Raw genomic sequence first — 17,641 nt, 5'->3', positions numbered from 1 at the left:
GGGCTATCGATATCCAATACTCCCACCACTTGGCCATTGATAGAAAATGGCACCACCAACTCAGAATTGCTCGCAGCATCGCAAGCAATGTGACCAGCAAACTCATGGACATCATAAACACGTTGTATACGGTTAGTCGCCGCCGCTGTACCACACACACCTTTTCCTAGGGGGATGCGTACACAGGCTGGTTTTCCTTGAAAGGGACCGAGAACCAGTTGCTCTTCTTTTATTAGGTAAAAACCCACCCAGTTAAGATCTTCAAGCTCCATGTTAAATAAGGCGCTCAAATTGGCAAGATTAGCGATTAAATCCGTTTCAGATTCAACCAGTGCCACCGCCTGCTTGGTAAGACGGCGGTATTCTTCTATGTTCATATAAACTCAACGACCTTTTGAAAACGGAAGACATCTATTTTTGAACAGCGTACAATTTTTCACACGATAAATAGGATGCATTCTCATCATAATGACTAATTCCAATGACACTATTAGCCGCTCTTGGGTAATAAAACAAGTAAAAAAACATCGACCTACACTTCTATTTGCCAATGCGATCGCGGTTATTGCAACGCTGGTTAGCGTCCCTATTCCACTATTAATGCCATTAATGGTCGACGAAGTTCTGCTGAATAAACCCGCTTCTGGTTTGGCGATGATGAACACTATTCTGCCTACGTCGATGCAAAACCCAACAGGCTATATTGCGCTCACGTTATTGCTAGTGGTCTTGATGCGTAGCGTCAGCCAAGCGCTCAACATACTTCAAAGCCGTCAGTTTACTTTGGTGTCCAAAACCATCACTTACCAAATGCGCTGCAAAATGATTGATAAATTAGGACGGATCAGCATCAGGCAGTACGAAACCAAAGGCAGTGGTGGTATTAATGCTCACTTGATCACCGACATCGAAACCATTGATCAATTCATAGGTGGCACACTCAGTAAATTTATCATAAGCCTACTGACCGTGTTAGGCACAGCAGGTGTTCTACTCTGGCTTGAGTGGCGTTTAGGGCTGTTTATTTTATTGGTCAACCCGATTGTGATTTACTTTTCACGTAAACTCGGAAGCAAAGTCAAACATCTGAAAAAGCGAGAAAACCAAGCGTATGAACGCTTTCAAAATCGGCTAGTCGAAACACTAGATGGCATTTATCAATTGCGTGCCGCTAATAAAGAGCGAGAGTTTCTCAATGAACTCAAACAGCAAGCCAACCAAGTCCGAGAAAATGCGGATAAATATGCATGGCAGTCAGAGGCCGCAGGACGCGTCTCATTTCTCCTGTTTTTGCTTGGTTTTGAGCTGTTTAGAGCGGTCGCAATGCTGATGGTGGTCTTTAGCGATTTGACCATAGGGCAAATTTTCGCCGTTTTCGGTTATTTGTGGTTTATGTTAGGCCCAGTGCAAGAACTGCTGAGTATTCAATTTTCTTGGTACAGTGCAAAGGCGGCCTTCCATCGCATTAATGATCTGCTTGCACTGGAGGAAGAGCCTCGCCCTATTTGCAAAATTAACCCATTCACAGATAACCGCCAGGTCGATGTTGAGGTTTCTCACGTTAATTTTGCCTACGATAGTGAAAAGAGTGTGCTCAACGATCTCTCGCTCACGATTCCGGCGGGTAAAAAAGTGGCGTTGGTTGGCGCAAGTGGTGGTGGGAAATCCACATTGATCCAACTGCTAATTGGTGTGTATCAGCCCAATTCCGGGCAGATCCGTTTTAATGGTGCGACCACTGAAGAGATAAGTTTTGATATTATTCGCGATAACATTGCCGTGGTATTACAACAACCTATACTATTCAACGACACCTTAAGGCATAATTTGACCCTCGGCGGTCAATATGCAGAAGAAGAATTATGGCAAGCGCTGCATATTGCACAACTGGATGATGTGACTGCGAATCTCAGTGACGGTTTAGAAACGCTCGTTGGCCGAAATGGTATTCGCTTGTCGGGCGGACAACGTCAACGTTTAGCCATCGCTCGGATGGTACTGAGCAATCCTAAATTTGTTATTTTGGATGAAGCGATATCCGCGTTAGATACGGTAACTGAAGCGGCATTGCACAATGCTCTGGCTGGATTTTTGAAGGGTCGAACTACTTTAATTGTTGCGCACCGCCTTTCGGCTGTGAAACAAGCCGATATGATTTACGTGCTGGAAGATGGTCAAGTTAGTCAAATGGGTACGCATCGAGAATTAGTCGAGCAAGATGGGTTATATCAGACCCTTTATGGAAATCTCCAATCCTACGTTTAGTGATTGGGTAACAATAAATTAGGATGATTGTTTGTCTCAACATTCAGCGCTTATTCAACATCCACAATCACCTAACGGCGTGAGGCTGTGTCGCGGCTGTGAATTGGCCGTTGATCTCGTCGAGGTTGAGCATGGGAAAAGTGCCTATTGCCCACGTTGCGGTACCCAGCTGTACCGTGGTGGGTCTTTCTCTTTGTCTGGGGATTTAGCCGTTGCCATCACTTGCTTGTTACTGTTTATCCCCTCTCATTTTTTTGAATTCATCAGTATTCGCTTGGTTGGGGTGATGATCCCCGCCACCTTGCCATCCGGTGTCTTTGCGCTGGCTGAAGAGGGCTTTGGAGCGCTCGCTTTATTGGTGCTATTTTGCAGCTCTATTGCGCCACTTTTAGTGTGTGGTTCCGTAGTGACCGCTCATATCGCCTTGCGTTATCGATGGTTTCATCTACTGCGTGGCTCACTGATCATTATTCAGCGATTAAAAGCGTGGGTAATGCTCGATGTTTTTTTAGTCAGCGTGGCGGTATCTTGTTTTAAACTTCAAGATTATTCCGACATTTTTATCGGTGTGGGGTTGTATGGTTTAGTCTTGCTGCAACTGGCAACCGTATTGTTAGCGACTCGAGTTAGCGTAAGGCGCTATTGGCAAGCGTGGCAGCCAGAGAATCAATATGCCTTCGAGCGTAAAGAGGTGCATTGCCACCATTGCCATCTTTCACAACCAGAAAATACGCACTGCGTGCGTTGCGCGCAAAAATTATATCACCGGAAACCCAACTCGATACAACGAACTTGGGCCTATTTAATTGCAGCCAGTATCGCTATTTTCCCCGCGAACCTGATTCCAATATCGATTTTAATTACCAACGGACGGCGATTAGAAGACACCATCTTTTCTGGTGTTGCGTCACTGATTAATAGCGGTATGGTCGGGATTGCAATCATCATTTTTGTGGCCAGTATAATTGTGCCTATTGTAAAAATATTCGGCCTGACCTATCTATTATTGGCGATTAAATTTAAGCGAACGGTTTACCACCGTCAGAGAATGAACATTTATTTCGCGATTAAATGGATCGGCAAATGGTCGGTAATGGATCTGTTTGTCATCTCAATTATGTTGACACTGGTTGATCGCGGTCAAATTCTCGACTTCACTCCCGGTTATGGAGCCGTTGCTTTTGGCTTGGTGGTTGTACTCACCATGCTCGCCACGGAAAGTATGGACCCAAGACTCATCTGGGATAATTACCCAGAAATCGCAGACCAAAACGAGCCTTCACATGAGTAAACACATTTCAAGCCAGCCCTCATACACTCCCGATGTTAAGCGAAACAGGGGCATCTCACCTTTGTGGATACTGCCCATACTCACCATGGCGCTCGCAGGTTGGTTAGTCGTTAAAGCCATTCACGATGCTGGCGAACGAATCCAGATCTATTTTTCGGACGCACAAGGCTTAGTCGCAGGGCGAACAACCATTCGCTACCAAGGGCTCGAAGTCGGCATGGTAAGAGATATTAAACTGTCCGAAGGATTAGAAAACATCTATGTGGAAGCCGATATTTATCCAGAAGCTACTCAGTTACTCAATGACAATACCCGCTTTTGGTTAGTGAAGCCAACGGCCAGTCTGTCTGGCGTTTCAGGTTTAGATGCGTTGGTTTCAGGAAACTATATTGCGATTCAACCGGGTAACGAAAATAGTTCAGTTGAACACGATAAAGTGTTTAGTGCTTTAGATGGTTCACCTTCTGATCTACTGCCTAATCAAGGGCTTATCATTTCTCTAAAGGCTCGCGATCTCGGAGGTATTTCTGTTGGCTCACAAATCGTCTATAAAAAAATTCCGATTGGTGAAGTGTTTAACTACAAACTCGATGACGATGCAAAGTCGGTACTCATTCAAGCCTCGATAAAAGACGAGTATCGACACATTATTACCAATGAAAGCCGTTTTTGGAATGTCAGTGGTGTTGGTGCAAGCATTGGCTTTGAAGGTGTTGACGTCCGCTTAGAAAGTTTAAGTGCATTAATCGGTGGTTCAATTGCCGTCGATTCACCAGACGGTGGGGAGCCTGTTGAACAAAATACCCAATTTAGTCTCTATCGCGATTTAAAAACCGCAGGACGTGGTATCCCAGTAAAAATCACTCTACCCGATCAGCATAATATTAACCAAACCGGTGCCCCCATTATTTACCGGGGAATAGAAGTTGGCCAAATCACTGAATTGCAGCTCAGTAAAAGTCACCAACAGATCATCGCCTCAGCCGCAATCCAACCGGCTTTTAGCGATATGCTCAATTCGGGAAGCCGTTTTGTGTTGGAAGAGGCCAAAGTCTCACTCTCTGGAGTTGAGAACATCGGTAATTTGATCAAAGGGAATTACTTGACACTCATTCCTGGCAAGGGCGAAAAGGCCAGAAGTTTCACTGCAATTCGCCAATTTGAATTTAATCAATCACAAGCAAAATCGATTGCTATCAAGCTTACAGCTGAAAGCTCATATGGCTTAGATGTGGGCAGCCAGATTTTGTATCGAGGTATCGCGGTAGGTTCAGTAATTGGCGTAAAGTTGCAGCAAGACAGTGTTGTGCTCAATACGCTGATTGATGAAGAGTACTCACCACTCATACGCTCACAGAATCGTTTTTACATTACAGGCTCTGCCACCGCAGAGCTCACCGAATCAGGCCTTAATGTTTCGATCCCTCCTGCCAAACAACTGCTCGCCGGATCAATCAGTTTCATCAGCGAAGGCGCTGAAAATGCGAATAATGAATACCCGCTATATCAAAGTAAATCCTTAGCTGAGCTTGCCAAATATAATCAAAGCGGCTCACAAACACTGACTCTTTTTGCCGACGAGCTTCCTCCCATCAATCCGGGTAGCCCGCTCCTATACCGTAACCTTCAAGTCGGCAGTGTCTTTGGCTTTAAGCTCACTAAAGAAGGTGTGAAAATCGAGGTCAAAATAGAGAATCAATATCGCCATCTGATTACGAACCAAACTGTTTTTTGGAACCGTTCTGGCATCGAAATTAATGCAACACTTGCAGGCGTAAAAGTCAAAGCTGCTCCTTTAAAAACCTTAATTCAAGGAGGCATTGCATTTGATTCGTTGCAAGGTATTGATAACAAAGATCAGAACTTGTGGAAGCTCTATGACAGCTACGATCAAGCACGTAAGGCGGGCCAAGAAATCATTTTAACGGCTGACGCATCCTTTGGCATTACGCTAGGAACATCCATCAAATATAACAATATCACTGTGGGAGAGGTTGTTTCTGTAACACCCGATTTCAAGACAAACCAAGTTACACTCCAAGCGAGAATTGAGCCTAGCTACGCATTAGGCATTGCCAGAAATGGCTCTCACTTTTGGGTAGCGAAAACTAAGATTGGCTTCAATGGTGTTGAACATCTGCAAAACTTACTCAGTTCCAGCATTGAGGTCAAACCTGGGTTTGGCGATGCGCAGTACCAATTTGAACTAGAAAAACAGCCACAACAAATACTCGGTATTGAATTCACCTTACAAAGTGAAACACGAGGATCAGTGACTGAAGGTAGCCCTGTTCTCTACCGTGAAATGGAAGTGGGCAGAGTCACTCATGTTGCCCTAGGAGACTTTGCAGACCGTGTCATGTTCACCATTGAGATCCAAAAAGAGTTTGCTTATTTGGTTCGCAGCAATAGCGTATTTTGGAACACTTCTGGTATCGATGTATCCATCGGTTTATCTGGTGCAAATATAAAAGCAGGCACGTTAGATAGCATCATGAAAGGCGGAATTACATTTGCCACTCCAGAGCAAAAACAGCTACAACCTATCGCTAAACAAGGCCAAGCATTTTACTTATATCCTGAAGCCAAACCAGAATGGCGCCAATGGCGAACAGCCATACCAAAACCTTAAAGGTTTTGCCTTGGTTCTTTACAATGCAGCTGATCGGCTGCATTTTTTATTATTTTGATCTCACCATGATTCTTATATAATCCGCCCTCAACTCCCAGACGAGATACTGCTTTGCACGCCAATATAACCCTACCCGAACCCTTTCTTGCGACAATTGAAGCGATACTGCCCACTCACCTAACGATGAGTGATTTTATTGCGGCTTGCCAGCGTCCTTTGCGTAAAAGTATCCGAGTCAACACGCTAAAAATCTCTGTCGATAGCTTTTGTCAACGCGCCGCTGAAAAAGGTTGGGTTTTATCACCAGTGCCTTGGTGTAATACGGGTTTTTGGATTGAAGCCGACGAGTCTGTCGTACCTTTAGGTAACACAGCCGAACATATGGCAGGGCTTTTTTATATTCAAGAAGCCAGTTCTATGATGCCAGTATCCGCTCTTTTCACCGGCGGTGAATCGTTCAATTCAGTACTCGACATGGCGGCGGCTCCGGGTTCAAAAACAACACAAATTGCGGCGTGTATGGAAAATAAAGGCGTATTAGTCGCTAACGAATTTTCAGCCAGCCGTGTCAAAGTGCTGCATGCTAATATCGAACGCTGCGGTGTGCGTAACAGTGCACTGAGCAATTTTGATGGTCGAGTCTTTGGCGGTTGGTTACCGGAACAATTTGATGCGGTGTTAATAGATGCTCCATGCTCAGGAGAAGGAACCATTCGTAAAGATCCTGATGCGATGAAAAACTGGAGCAAAGAATCTGTATTGTCGATTGCTGCGACACAAAAAGATTTGATTGAAAGTGCGTTTCAAGCTTTAAAGCCAGGCGGTGTGATGGTCTACTCAACCTGTACATTGAGCACAGAAGAGAACCAACAAGTGTGCTTGCATCTAAAAGAAAAATATCCACAATCCGTTGAATTTGTTTCCCTTAGCTCATTGTTTGAGGATGCAAAAGCAGCGATTACAGATGAAGGGTTCTTGCATATATTCCCTCAAACCTATGATTGTGAGGGTTTTTTTGTTGCGAAAATCCGTAAACTTAGCTCTGTACCCCACCCTGAAGTCAAAAAACGCTTAGGTCAATTTCCTTTTACGAAAGCCAACCTTAAACTCGCACAAGAGATCGCAGAGCAACTCATGAAAACGCTTGAAGTTGGAATACCCGATGATACCAGTGTCTGGCTACGAGATAATGATGTATGGTTATTTCCAAACGCACTGGAACCTATGCTCGGTGATTTTCGCTTCTCACGAATGGGGATAAAAATCGCTGAAACACATAAAAAAGGTTATCGCTGGCAACATCAAGTCGCTACATCGTTAGCGACTGGTAACGAATCAAACTGCGTCACACTATCGATTGAAGAAGCGCGAGATTGGTACATGGGCAGGGATGTCAGACCAGCACCGCAAACTGGCACTGGCGGAGTGCTGGTAAAACTCGGTAACGATGTGATTGGGCTAGGAAAATGGGTAGGAAACCGCATAAAAAATGGCTTACCAAGAGAGCTGGTTAAAGATAAAAATCTGTTCTAAAACCCAAAACTATAGAATGAAAAACTAGAAAAGACGCACAATTCCAGCAATAACAACTATAATCATAGGGAAGCACAAATACGACTATTTAAATGATTAGTGCGGGCTCGAAAGGGCCATTTCCCCCTAGGCCCGAAAACGGAAAAGTTTTGGGACTTTTTTTAATTGTTAAAGGAAATAGATTGCAACAGAGCCTAAACGCCTCAGCTATACAAGATGAATCCCATCTTCAGCAATGGTAATTTTACCTTGCTTATACAAACCACCAATGCTCTTTTTGAAGGTCCCTTTGCTGGTGCGGAACATCGAAAAAATGGCTTCTGGTGTCGATTTATCACTTAATGGAAGAAAACCACCCTTTTTCTCAAGTAACTCAATGATTTTAGTGCTTAACTCATCCATTTTGGCTACGCCAATTTTTTGCAGCGCTAGATCAATTTTTCCATCTTCACGGATATTTTTGATGTAGCCTTTTAAGATCTTACCAATAAACAGTTTACCAAACACATCTGATGGGAAAATCATCCCCCAGTGCTCACCATTGATGATGGCCTTGTACCCGAGTTCTGAGTGTTCTGCAATTAACAGATCAACTTGCTGATTCTGCGTATAGTTTGCAGGCGTTTTATCCAGCCACTTGTTGAATTTTGTTGTGCCTACGATACGGCCGGAAGCCTTATCGGTGTAGACATACACTAAAATCATTTGTCCTTCTTTAAAACGAGCACGCTGTTCGCTGTAAGGCACCAATAAATCTTTACCTTTCAATCCCCAGTCAACAAAAACACCAGTGCTATTCACACCTTGTACTTTCATCAATCCCCACTCGCCTACTTTTGCAATCGGTTTTTCAGTCGTCGCGGCAAGTTGATTGTCTGAATCGAAATACAAAAATGCGTCTATTTTCTGCCACAATTCAACCCCATCTGGGGTAAATCGTTTAGGCAGTAAGGTGGTTCCAAAATCTTCAGCATCCAAAAACACGCCGAAATCAGCAACCTTTACGACTTCTAAACTGTTTATTTGACCAACGTTAATCATTTACTATGTCTCACCTCAATTTTGCAGAGATTATACGTGATCTCTGTTATCCTTTCCTGCATTCAAAGGAAAAATAAGCATTTTTTCAGGAGCTTTCTTTGGTTAATGTCGATAAGCAAGATACCATCACGCTTAAAATTTCACATGCCATGTCTCAGAGCAAAGAACTTGATCTAGACATTTACCTATTCATTCCCGGTGATTTAGGTTTAACGCCCGAAATACTTCCTGAGTCTGATTTTTACTATAGCTTCATCCACCAAAAGCGTGCGTATTACAGCGATGAAACCTTGCTGCCCTTAGTTCACAGCAGGCTTGCACAGCGAGGCCATCTCTCTTTCTCTCAATATCGGGTAAGTTTGAGTTTATTTGCTTATCAGTATGTTATCGCTCTAGATAAAGCGGTGGTGCAACTCAACACAACGAGTGACACCGTCACATCAGATGAAGTTGATAGTGTCATTGAGCTCTCTTTGGATATTTTGAAAAGATTACGCCGTAGCATTCCTTATGAAGAAAACTTAAAGCGCTATTACGCCAATATTGATAACTATTTATCTTGGTATACTGAGCAAAATTTTCTCTCTCTTGTTGCACACATGAACCGTGATGGTGAATACAAAACCATCAAAGAACGTTTGATTACCTTGGTTGAGAAAGAACAGGCGCATCGTAAGCTTAACAACTATAACTCGGCAAAAGCAGGAGAAGATATCACTCGGCTGAGTAACAAAATGCGCCTCCTACGCCGATTAATCGAACACCCCATTATGCTAAATGAACACGTCACCTCTTTGGGTAATAACATGAAACGCGCCGTTAAAGGCATCGCGACTGGGCTTGTAATGCTGTTTGTCACCGTTATAGCCATTACAGCTAGAGACTATTGGGGTGAGATCACCGCATCCTTTATCATCGCTATGTCGTTTGTCTATGCATTACGCGAAATATTTAAAGATGATTTACGCGATATGCTGTGGCGTTGGATCCGCAAAGGAAAACCGAAATGGAAGCGTCGTTATATAGATCCAACGACCGGAAAATCTGTGGGTTACAAAATTGAGTGGCTTGATTATACCAACCTGAGTAAATTACCAGACCGAATCAAAACAATTCGCAAGAAACGTATTGTTCAAAGGGAAGAACAGGTACTTCACTACCGCTCTGAAACAGCGATGTCAACCTCACGATTTATGAGCGGCTATGAGGAAACACGCGAAACTTTACACATTGATCTACGCCCGATTACCCGTTTGATGGACAAAGGTTCTAACCGCATTTATCAGTTAAGTGGTGGTCAAGTGAGTCGAGAGACCGTAGAAAAACGGCACTTGCTCAACTTGATAATCAAAGAAGATAACCACAAAGCAGAGCCCCGCTACTACCGTTGGAAAATTGTTTTAAATAGAAATAAGATTGTCGACATTGAACCAATAGAATTAAGCGAATAGATAAAATTAAGCGAGTAATTCCTCGTTCTATTCAAACTTATTTGCTAATGCGCTTTAACGATAAAGTGAGAAGAAATTCCGCCATTGGTTCGTCACCGTGTAACGAAGGACAGGTTGCGATAATCTTCACTGTCTGATTCACTCGCTCTCCGGTCGCGATAGTTTCATCAAGCATACTGTCTATTAGCTGACCATCATAGCAATGAAAATGAACATCCGCCTCCGGCCTTTTTAAAAACTCCGCACTGACTGCTTTAAACGCCAACGATACTTTGGAGCCACGCTGTTGTGCTTTATGCATTGCCATAAAACCGCCCGCTACGTCTGCACCAACGGCCAATACACCAAAATACATACTATTTAAATGATTTTTATTGCGGCGTTTCAGTGGAATTCGAATTTCTACAGAGCGTTCGTTTAACACTAAAATCTTTGGTCTACACGACCAAATCAATGGCACTTTTAAAAAGCCAAACAGATTTAAGTAAAGATTCGCTTTTGTTAATGGGGAGAGCATAAAGCCTGACCTTTCCAATATAGTTGTCCGACCAGTTCAAGGTATGCGCCGCAAAATGTCAACAAGTTGTTATGAAAAGTTAGGGTTGAGCGCAGCTATTCTACGCCCAAATCAAGTCATTACATTTTTACCACAACATCGGCTTGAACACTTTCAGCTAAGTGCTCCTGTAGCTTTGGATAGCTTGCGAGTGCTTGGGTAACGACCAAAATCGGCTTATTCGCATGACGTGCCGCTTTTGATGCTAAATCGAGCAGCGTGATGACCGCCTCACTCTCTGGATTAAACAAATGGGAAAGTTCGGGGTTCTCTTTATCAATGCCTAATGTGTATTGTGTTAAGTTATCGATGTTGATCACCACACCATCAAAATAGTGCATCAAACGCTCTGCCAACAATGCCGCTGACGGTACATCGCAAGAATAAAGCACTTTCAAACCATCTAAACTCCGAGGTAAAGACTGCTCTGCCAGACGATCAATGATCGTCGCCGCATCACTTAATGTTCGAACAAATGGCACCACAATTTCGATGTTCAATCCTTGCTTGCGCAATGCTTTGATCACAGCGCATTCATAACTAAAAGCTTTTGCATACTGATTGGAAGAAAAACGCGATACGCCACGTACTCCCATCGCTGGGTTAATTTCATCCGTTTCAACACTTCCACCGATCAGCGCTTTATAAGTGTAACTATCGGCATCACTCAAACAGACACGAATCGTAGTGTGATTTTTTTGAACTGCTGCCACTACTCTATCAACAATGGTTGACGTAAAATGCTCCGCCACCGCTTTGTCATCAAGAATGGATTGCAAAGAGCCTTGCTCAAGTTCGGTTAGATTCGCAAAATGTTGCTCAATCGAAGGATGATAAAACAACGAATCTAAAATAATGTCGGACAGCGATACATACAAATGCTGGGCATTTCCACTTGATTCAATGGCCGCTGGAAGGGCATCACCTAAGATCAACTGAGGGTGGATCGTATCATGTTGTGCCAAACTCATTCATTACTCCCTACATTTTTAATTATCTTGCTCAGGAAAATACCCATAGCCGAGTATTAATTCAAGTAAAAGTGAGTATTTATGACAAATTTATGAATAAAATTTCATCTTACAGATGATAAGCAATAAGTTTTCCGTTTTGGAGTTTATTCCTATAGCCAATTCCGTTATCTTTACCGCTTCGCAATAAGAGTACAGGCTTTACCATGCCATTAAAAACAGATGAATTAAGAACTCAAGCCTTGGGCCCAATGCCGACTCCGGCAGAGCTTGGAAATGCGCATCCGATCACAGACGACGTAGCAGAGCGCATCGCAAACTCACGCCGTCAAATTGAAAATATTCTGACTGGTCAAGATGATCGCCTGTTAGTCATTGTCGGTCCGTGTTCAGTGCACGACACTGAAGCCGCAATGGATTACGCTCAACGTTTGAGTGCGATCCAAGACCAATATAAAAATGAACTGTTTATCGTCATGCGTACCTATTTCGAGAAACCACGCACCGTTGTGGGCTGGAAAGGTTTGATTACGGATCCCAATCTGGATGGTTCATATGCACTGGAAACAGGGCTCAATAAAGCACGGAAATTATTATTAGATATCAACAAGCTAGGCCTTGCTACCGCAACTGAATTTTTAGATATGATCACCGGGCAATACATCGCAGATCTCATCACGTGGGGAGCTATTGGTGCGCGTACTACGGAATCTCAGATACACCGAGAAATGGCGTCTGCGCTGTCATGTCCTGTCGGTTTTAAAAATGGCACGAATGGCAATATCAAAATTGCTATCGATGCCATTCGAGCAGCCCAAGCATCGCATTATTTTTACTCACCGGATAAAAATGGCCGTATGACCGTTTATCGTACCAGTGGTAACCCCTTTGGCCATGTTATTTTACGCGGTGGCGATACGGGTACAAACTATGACGCTGACTCCGTATCGACAGCCTGCGAGCAACTGATCGAATTCGGCTTAGCCCCGCGCCTCATCGTAGATTTTAGCCACGCGAATTGCCAAAAGCAGCATAGAAAACAGATAGAGGTAGCTACCGACATCTGCAAACAAATACGTGCAGGGAAGGATTTCGTTGCTGGAATTATGGCTGAAAGCTTCATTATCGAAGGTAACCAGCCAATGCATGACTTGAATAATCTCACCTATGGCCAATCGATTACCGATCCATGCTTAGGATGGGATGACACAGCAACTATGCTGGATATGCTGGCACAAGCGATCACTGACCGCCGTAACTTAAAGTAAATACTAAGCAATAGATAAGGAAACACCATGCCTTCTTTTGATATCGTTTCAGAAGTCGATACTGTTGAACTTCGTAATGCTGTCGATAATGCAAACCGAGAGCTTTCTACTCGTTTTGATTTTCGTAATGTAGAAGCGGGATTTGAACTCAAAGATGAAGTTGTAAAACTGTCTGCAGAAGATGATTTTCAACTAGGTCAAATGATGGATATTTTACGTGGTAACCTCGCTAAACGAGGTGTTGATGCCAAAGCGATGGAAGCAAAAGATTCCGTACATTCCGGCAAGCGCTGGTTTAAAGATGTCCAATTTAAACAAGGACTGGACCCGTTAACCTCCAAGAAAGTGGTGAAAGCCATTAAGGATGCCAAGCTCAAAGTCCAAGCATCTATTCAAGGTGAGAAAGTAAGAGTAACAGGTAAAAAGAGAGATGATTTACAATCAGTGATCGCTCTCATGCGTGAATCGGATATGGGCCAGCCATTCCAGTATGACAATTTTCGAGACTAATACCACGAATAAGACACCGAAGCCACCACGACCTGGTGGCTTTTTAATCGCTGATAGTGATTATCATAATGAATCGATTTATTCCCTCTAACTTGGGTGAATGAATACCCAACGTCTTACAACATTAAGTCTTTCCCCACAAGCAAAGCGTACTCTGTTGTGTTTCTAGGCAATAAAATACATATTCTTTTGCAATCAGACTTTGCTTGCTCAAGCTTTTCTGCAAGTTGCGCGGCATTCTTAAAACTTTCCCTTTCAGCATCACGGCGAACAAGATCAATCAATTCAAAAGGAGAATGTTGTTCATAAAAAACCACCTCTGCCCTTTGCATGTAGCGTAGCGCTTTGATCGGTAGCATTTCAACATCATCGCTACAGCTTATCCATGTACATTGTGCTGATTCTTCTATAGGCACTAAGAGAGCTTGTTGGTATAAACGCTCTAATTCTTCACGGCTTACTGCATTTTCTGTTTTGGAATCACTTAAAAAGGCTTCCCAAAACTTTCTTCTATCACTGACAGAATTGAGTGATTGTTTAATTGAGTTTCTCTTAGAAGCAGCGAAATCAGCAAGCAACGAGAGATTTTGCGGAAGAACCGCTTCCAATGTTTCTCGGATATTTCTCACCAACACTGGCGATGCACCACCACTGGATATTGCGATCTGAATTCGTCCACGATTGACCATCGATGGCGTAATAAAATCACAGTATGGTTGATCATCGACAACATTGACCAAAACACCTATCTTTCTTGCATCTTTATGCACTTGGTGGTTAAGCGACGGATTATCCGTTGTGGCCCATACTTGCCAGTACTCCTTGGTTAATAGTTCTGATGAATAAAAGTTTTGAACCCATTGACAACGATTCTGCTCTACCAGCTCCAAAAGATAACGTTCAATCTTAGGTGATACGACGGTGACTTGAGCCCCAGCTCGAATCAATGCTTCTACTTTTCGACAGGCGACTTCGCCTCCCCCTACAACCAATACTGCTTTGCCCGATAAATTCAAAAACAGAGGAAAATACTGCATTTCATTCCATGAATAATCTAGATAACTATTCGTTTGATGCTACCAAAAATAGGGCATCTGCGACACTAATTAAATATAGCTAAATAATTATCAACCAAATTTTCATCATTAGTCAGTTTAAAATCCCGAGAATACGCTAATGATACAATTGTTAATTTTACGTTAAAATAAAAACATGCTGCTTCTATTCTGTTGCCCCACAGTTTAACACGGCTGCACTGTTTACAATTATTCAACATTTGTTCATTCTAGCTGCAGCCTAGGTTTGTGAATCTAATCAAAAATCTTTCAAATGACTAATTGGAGAAAATACAAATCATTACCTAGGCTTATAAATAGTTGATTTGTAAATGTGCGATTGCATGCAAATACAACTTAGAAAGCTACACGACAACATTTTTAGTACGTTGTATCAGGTGTTACCTAGTTTAACATTGATCATACAGGAAGGATACAAATGGCGAATAAACTCACTGTTCTTGCTTCTGCTGTAGCAGCTTCTACTGCCATCATGGCGACGACAGCTTCAGCAGCAGATAGCACTTTAGATAAAGTACTTTCGCAAGGTTTTATTACTTGTGGTGTGAGCACTGGTCTACCAGGCTTTTCCAACCCAAACTCAAAAGGAGAATGGGAAGGTATTGATGTTGAGTATTGCCAGGCTCTTGCCGCAGCAGTTCTTGGTGACAAATCGAAAGTAAAATATGTTCCACTGACAGCAAAAGAACGCTTTACCGCCCTCCAATCAGGTGAAATCGATGTTCTTTCACGTAATACAACCTGGACGCTCCAACGCGACGCAGCACTTGGCCTTAATTTTGTCGGCGTAAACTATTATGACGGTCAAGGGTTCATGGTGAAAAAAGATCTAGGAGTGAAAAGTGCAGAAGAGCTCGATGGTGCATCGATTTGTGTCCAATCCGGTACAACTACTGAGTTGAACTTAGCGGACTACTTCCGCAACACGGGCATGAAATACAAACCTGTGGTATTCGATACTGCAGCGCAAACCTCAAAAGGCTTCGACGCAGGCCGTTGTGATGCTCTAACAACCGACCAATCCGGTTTATATGCGCTACGTTTGAACTTAACTGATCCTAACGTCGCAGTTGTATTACCTGAAATCATTTCTAAAGAACCACTTGGGCCCGTTGTTCGTCAAGATGATGACAAGTGGTTTAACGTGGCGAAATGGACTCTCAATGCCATGATTAACGCAGAAGAGTACGGTATTACCTCAAAAAATGCAGATGAAATGCTTAAATCTAGCGATCCTAATATCAAACGCATACTTGGCCTGGACGGCCCTAAAGGTAAAGGTTTGGGCATTCGCGATGATTGGGGATACCAAATTGTAAAACAAGTCGGTAACTATGGTGAAAGTTTTGAACGCACTGTAGGTAAAGGTTCTCCCCTACAAATCGCACGAGGTGCAAATGCGTTGTGGAATGCTGGCGGCTTTATGTACGCTCCACCACTTCGTTAATAGTCACACAGTCCCAAATAGGCGGTTTTAACCGCCTATTTGGAAAAATGGATTTGAGGTTATAGTTGTATGAAACCTACTAAAACTATTGCGGCTGGCTCAGGATATCCCTCGGCTAAAAGCGCAAATTTGTTCTACAATCCTACTTTTCGTTCAGTCACCCCCACCTTCCAAATTATTGCTCTTCTCGTTCTGGTTTTTTTCTTTTACACCATTGTGAACAATGCACTTTCTAATTTAAGTTCTCGAGGCATTGCCACGGGGTTTGACTTCCTAGATCAAGAAGCTGGCTTTGGAATTGGACTGACTTTGATCGAATATGATGAAACCTTCAGTTATGGACGGACCTTTATCATAGGTTTACTCAATACCGCGCTTGTTTCCTTTCTCGGCATTGTATTTGCTACCCTTTTAGGATTTTTTATCGGTATTGCTCGTCTCTCTTCCAACTGGTTAGTTAGTCAACTCGCTGCGGTTTATATCGAGATCTTCCGTAATATTCCTTTATTACTGCAAATTTTCTTTTGGTATTTTGCAGTGTTACAGGCTCTACCATCGCCTAGGCAAAGCATGCAGTTAGGGGATTCTATTTTTCTCAATGTACGTGGTCTGTTCTTCCCAGCTCCCATTTTTGAAAGTGGCAGCACATTTATCTTTATTGCCTTTCTTGCTGGCTTACTAACCACCTTTATTATTGGCATTTGGGCTCGAAACAAACAACGTTTAACAGGTCAGCAGACCCCTATGAGTAGAATTGCGGCTATCTTGTGAATTCTACTTCCTGTCATTGTGTACTTTGCTATGGGCCGTCCAGTGTCGGCAGAATATCCACAACTGCAAGGGTTCAACTTCCAAGGTGGCATCAGTATTATCCCAGAATTAGCCGCACTGCTGATTGCACTGAGTATTTATACGGCCGCATTCATTGCTGAAATTGTCCGTTCTGGCATTAATGCGGTGAGCCATGGTCAATCTGAAGCGGCCATGTCTTTAGGATTAACCCGTTCAAAAACATTAAAACTCGTGGTCATTCCTCAAGCGCTGCGCATCATTATCCCACCACTCACCAGCCAATATCTGAACTTAACCAAAAACTCATCATTAGCGATGGCAATTGGCTACCCTGATTTGGTGTCTGTTTTTGCCGGCACAACGCTCAATCAAACGGGTCAAGCGATTGAAATTATTGCGATGACTATGGGTGTTTACCTCACACTCAGTTTGACGACATCGGCATTAATGAATATCTATAACCGTAAAGTGGCTTTGGTGGAGAGATAAGATGAAAGTACATCAATTTCAGCCTAACTTGCCACCGCCAGCCAATACCGTTGGCTTCATTGGGTGGCTGCGCAAAAATCTTTTTAATAACGCACTCAATTCCATCGTTACCCTGATCTTAGGGTATTTCGCCTTCTGGCTTGTTTGGCATACTGTCGATTGGGCGATTATTAATGCCGATTGGGTGGGCACACAACGTAGTGATTGCACCCGTGATGGGGCGTGTTGGGTGTTTATTAGCGTACGCTGGGATCAGTTTATGTATGGATTTTATCCAGAAGCTGAGCTCTGGCGACCTCGCCTCTTCTATTTCACTCTT

Annotated in this window: 13 protein-coding genes and 2 pseudogenes; 10 read left to right on the top strand and 5 right to left on the bottom strand. The window is 43.2% G+C overall.

What is annotated here, in order from left to right:
• A partial coding sequence (locus VOR_RS0107425; RefSeq protein ID WP_010319075.1) for a GAF domain-containing protein occupies positions 1–377 on the bottom strand: 377 nt, incomplete at its 3' end.
• Positions 378–468: 91 nt separating this feature from the next.
• Here VOR_RS0107425 and VOR_RS0107420 point away from each other — a divergent pair.
• The 4 genes from VOR_RS0107420 (at position 469) to rsmF (ending at position 7,721) form a co-directional block, all read left to right on the top strand.
• Positions 469–2,265 (top strand): ABC transporter ATP-binding protein, encoded by a 1,797-nt coding sequence (locus tag VOR_RS0107420; RefSeq protein WP_010319074.1) that lies wholly within the window; start codon positions 469–471, stop codon positions 2,263–2,265.
• A 31-nt stretch (positions 2,266–2,296) separates the two neighbouring features.
• On the top strand, positions 2,297–3,556 hold the full coding sequence (locus tag VOR_RS0107415) for a paraquat-inducible protein A (RefSeq protein WP_010319073.1): 1,260 nt from the start codon (positions 2,297–2,299) through the stop codon (positions 3,554–3,556).
• The gene (locus tag VOR_RS0107410; RefSeq protein WP_010319072.1) at positions 3,549–6,188 is read left to right on the top strand and encodes an MlaD family protein; all 2,640 of its coding nucleotides are present in this window, start codon (positions 3,549–3,551) and stop codon (positions 6,186–6,188) included. The genes VOR_RS0107415 and VOR_RS0107410 overlap by 8 nt, the downstream gene beginning before the upstream one ends.
• A 111-nt stretch (positions 6,189–6,299) precedes the next feature.
• Positions 6,300–7,721 carry a 16S rRNA (cytosine(1407)-C(5))-methyltransferase RsmF gene (rsmF, locus tag VOR_RS0107405; protein WP_010319071.1) on the top strand — a complete coding sequence of 474 codons (1,422 nt, stop codon included), beginning with the start codon at positions 6,300–6,302 and terminating at the stop codon, positions 7,719–7,721.
• A 207-nt stretch (positions 7,722–7,928) separates the two neighbouring features.
• On the opposite strand, the gene VOR_RS0107400 is transcribed toward rsmF, so the two are convergent.
• Positions 7,929–8,762 (bottom strand): CvfB family protein, encoded by an 834-nt coding sequence (locus VOR_RS0107400; RefSeq protein ID WP_010319070.1) that lies wholly within the window; start codon positions 8,760–8,762, stop codon positions 7,929–7,931.
• A 98-nt stretch (positions 8,763–8,860) separates the two neighbouring features.
• On the opposite strand from VOR_RS0107400, the gene VOR_RS0107395 reads away from it, so the two are divergent.
• On the top strand, positions 8,861–10,213 hold the full coding sequence (locus tag VOR_RS0107395) for a hypothetical protein (RefSeq protein WP_010319069.1): 1,353 nt from the start codon (positions 8,861–8,863) through the stop codon (positions 10,211–10,213).
• Between the two features lie 37 nt (positions 10,214–10,250).
• Here the strand turns inward: VOR_RS0107395 and VOR_RS0107390 are convergent, their stop codons facing one another.
• Both VOR_RS0107390 and VOR_RS0107385 read right to left on the bottom strand, forming a co-directional pair.
• Positions 10,251–10,730, bottom strand: a complete 480-nt coding sequence (locus tag VOR_RS0107390; RefSeq protein ID WP_010319068.1) for a PaaI family thioesterase — start codon at positions 10,728–10,730, stop codon at positions 10,251–10,253.
• A gap of 119 nt (positions 10,731–10,849) precedes the next feature.
• Positions 10,850–11,740 carry a putative PEP-binding protein gene (locus VOR_RS0107385; RefSeq protein ID WP_010319067.1) on the bottom strand — a complete coding sequence of 297 codons (891 nt, stop codon included), beginning with the start codon at positions 11,738–11,740 and terminating at the stop codon, positions 10,850–10,852.
• A 206-nt stretch (positions 11,741–11,946) separates the two neighbouring features.
• Between VOR_RS0107385 and VOR_RS0107380 the strand changes: the two genes are divergently transcribed.
• Positions 11,947–13,008, top strand: coding sequence for a 3-deoxy-7-phosphoheptulonate synthase (locus VOR_RS0107380; protein WP_010319066.1), 1,062 nt, complete (start codon positions 11,947–11,949; stop codon positions 13,006–13,008).
• 27 nt (positions 13,009–13,035) lie between these two features.
• Positions 13,036–13,518, top strand: a complete 483-nt coding sequence (locus tag VOR_RS0107375; protein ID WP_010319065.1) for a YajQ family cyclic di-GMP-binding protein — start codon at positions 13,036–13,038, stop codon at positions 13,516–13,518.
• A gap of 116 nt (positions 13,519–13,634) precedes the next feature.
• Here VOR_RS0107375 and VOR_RS0107370 read toward each other — a convergent pair whose 3' ends face one another.
• The gene (locus tag VOR_RS0107370) at positions 13,635–14,555 is read right to left on the bottom strand and encodes a precorrin-2 dehydrogenase/sirohydrochlorin ferrochelatase family protein (RefSeq protein WP_010319064.1); all 921 of its coding nucleotides are present in this window, start codon (positions 14,553–14,555) and stop codon (positions 13,635–13,637) included.
• A 457-nt stretch (positions 14,556–15,012) separates the two neighbouring features.
• On the opposite strand from VOR_RS0107370, the gene VOR_RS0107365 reads away from it, so the two are divergent.
• The 3 genes and pseudogenes from VOR_RS0107365 to VOR_RS16875 all read left to right on the top strand — a co-directional run.
• Positions 15,013–16,041 carry an amino acid ABC transporter substrate-binding protein gene (locus VOR_RS0107365; RefSeq protein WP_010319063.1) on the top strand — a complete coding sequence of 343 codons (1,029 nt, stop codon included), beginning with the start codon at positions 15,013–15,015 and terminating at the stop codon, positions 16,039–16,041.
• 69 nt (positions 16,042–16,110) lie between these two features.
• Positions 16,111–17,322: pseudogene (locus VOR_RS17760) on the top strand (amino acid ABC transporter permease).
• Between the two features lies 1 nt (position 17,323).
• Positions 17,324–17,641, top strand: a pseudogene (locus tag VOR_RS16875) (amino acid ABC transporter permease); the annotation flags it as partial.

This window comes from Vibrio ordalii ATCC 33509 (assembly GCA_000257205.1).
Taxonomy (GTDB): Bacteria; Pseudomonadota; Gammaproteobacteria; order Enterobacterales; family Vibrionaceae; genus Vibrio; species Vibrio ordalii.
This window is presented reverse-complemented; position numbering and strand designations above follow the sequence as displayed.

Coding starts and splice junctions, on each gene's coding strand:
- VOR_RS0107400 (WP_010319070.1), bottom strand. CDS start 8,762: ATGATTAACGTTGGTCAAATAAACAGTTTAGAAGTCGTAAAGGTTGCT.
- VOR_RS0107385 (WP_010319067.1), bottom strand. CDS start 11,740: ATGAGTTTGGCACAACATGATACGATCCACCCTCAGTTGATCTTAGGT.
- VOR_RS0107390 (WP_010319068.1), bottom strand. CDS start 10,730: ATGCTCTCCCCATTAACAAAAGCGAATCTTTACTTAAATCTGTTTGGC.
- VOR_RS0107410 (WP_010319072.1), top strand. CDS start 3,549: ATGAGTAAACACATTTCAAGCCAGCCCTCATACACTCCCGATGTTAAG.
- VOR_RS0107375 (WP_010319065.1), top strand. CDS start 13,036: ATGCCTTCTTTTGATATCGTTTCAGAAGTCGATACTGTTGAACTTCGT.
- VOR_RS0107365 (WP_010319063.1), top strand. CDS start 15,013: ATGGCGAATAAACTCACTGTTCTTGCTTCTGCTGTAGCAGCTTCTACT.
- VOR_RS0107420 (WP_010319074.1), top strand. CDS start 469: ATGACTAATTCCAATGACACTATTAGCCGCTCTTGGGTAATAAAACAA.
- VOR_RS0107370 (WP_010319064.1), bottom strand. CDS start 14,555: ATGCAGTATTTTCCTCTGTTTTTGAATTTATCGGGCAAAGCAGTATTG.
- VOR_RS0107380 (WP_010319066.1), top strand. CDS start 11,947: ATGCCATTAAAAACAGATGAATTAAGAACTCAAGCCTTGGGCCCAATG.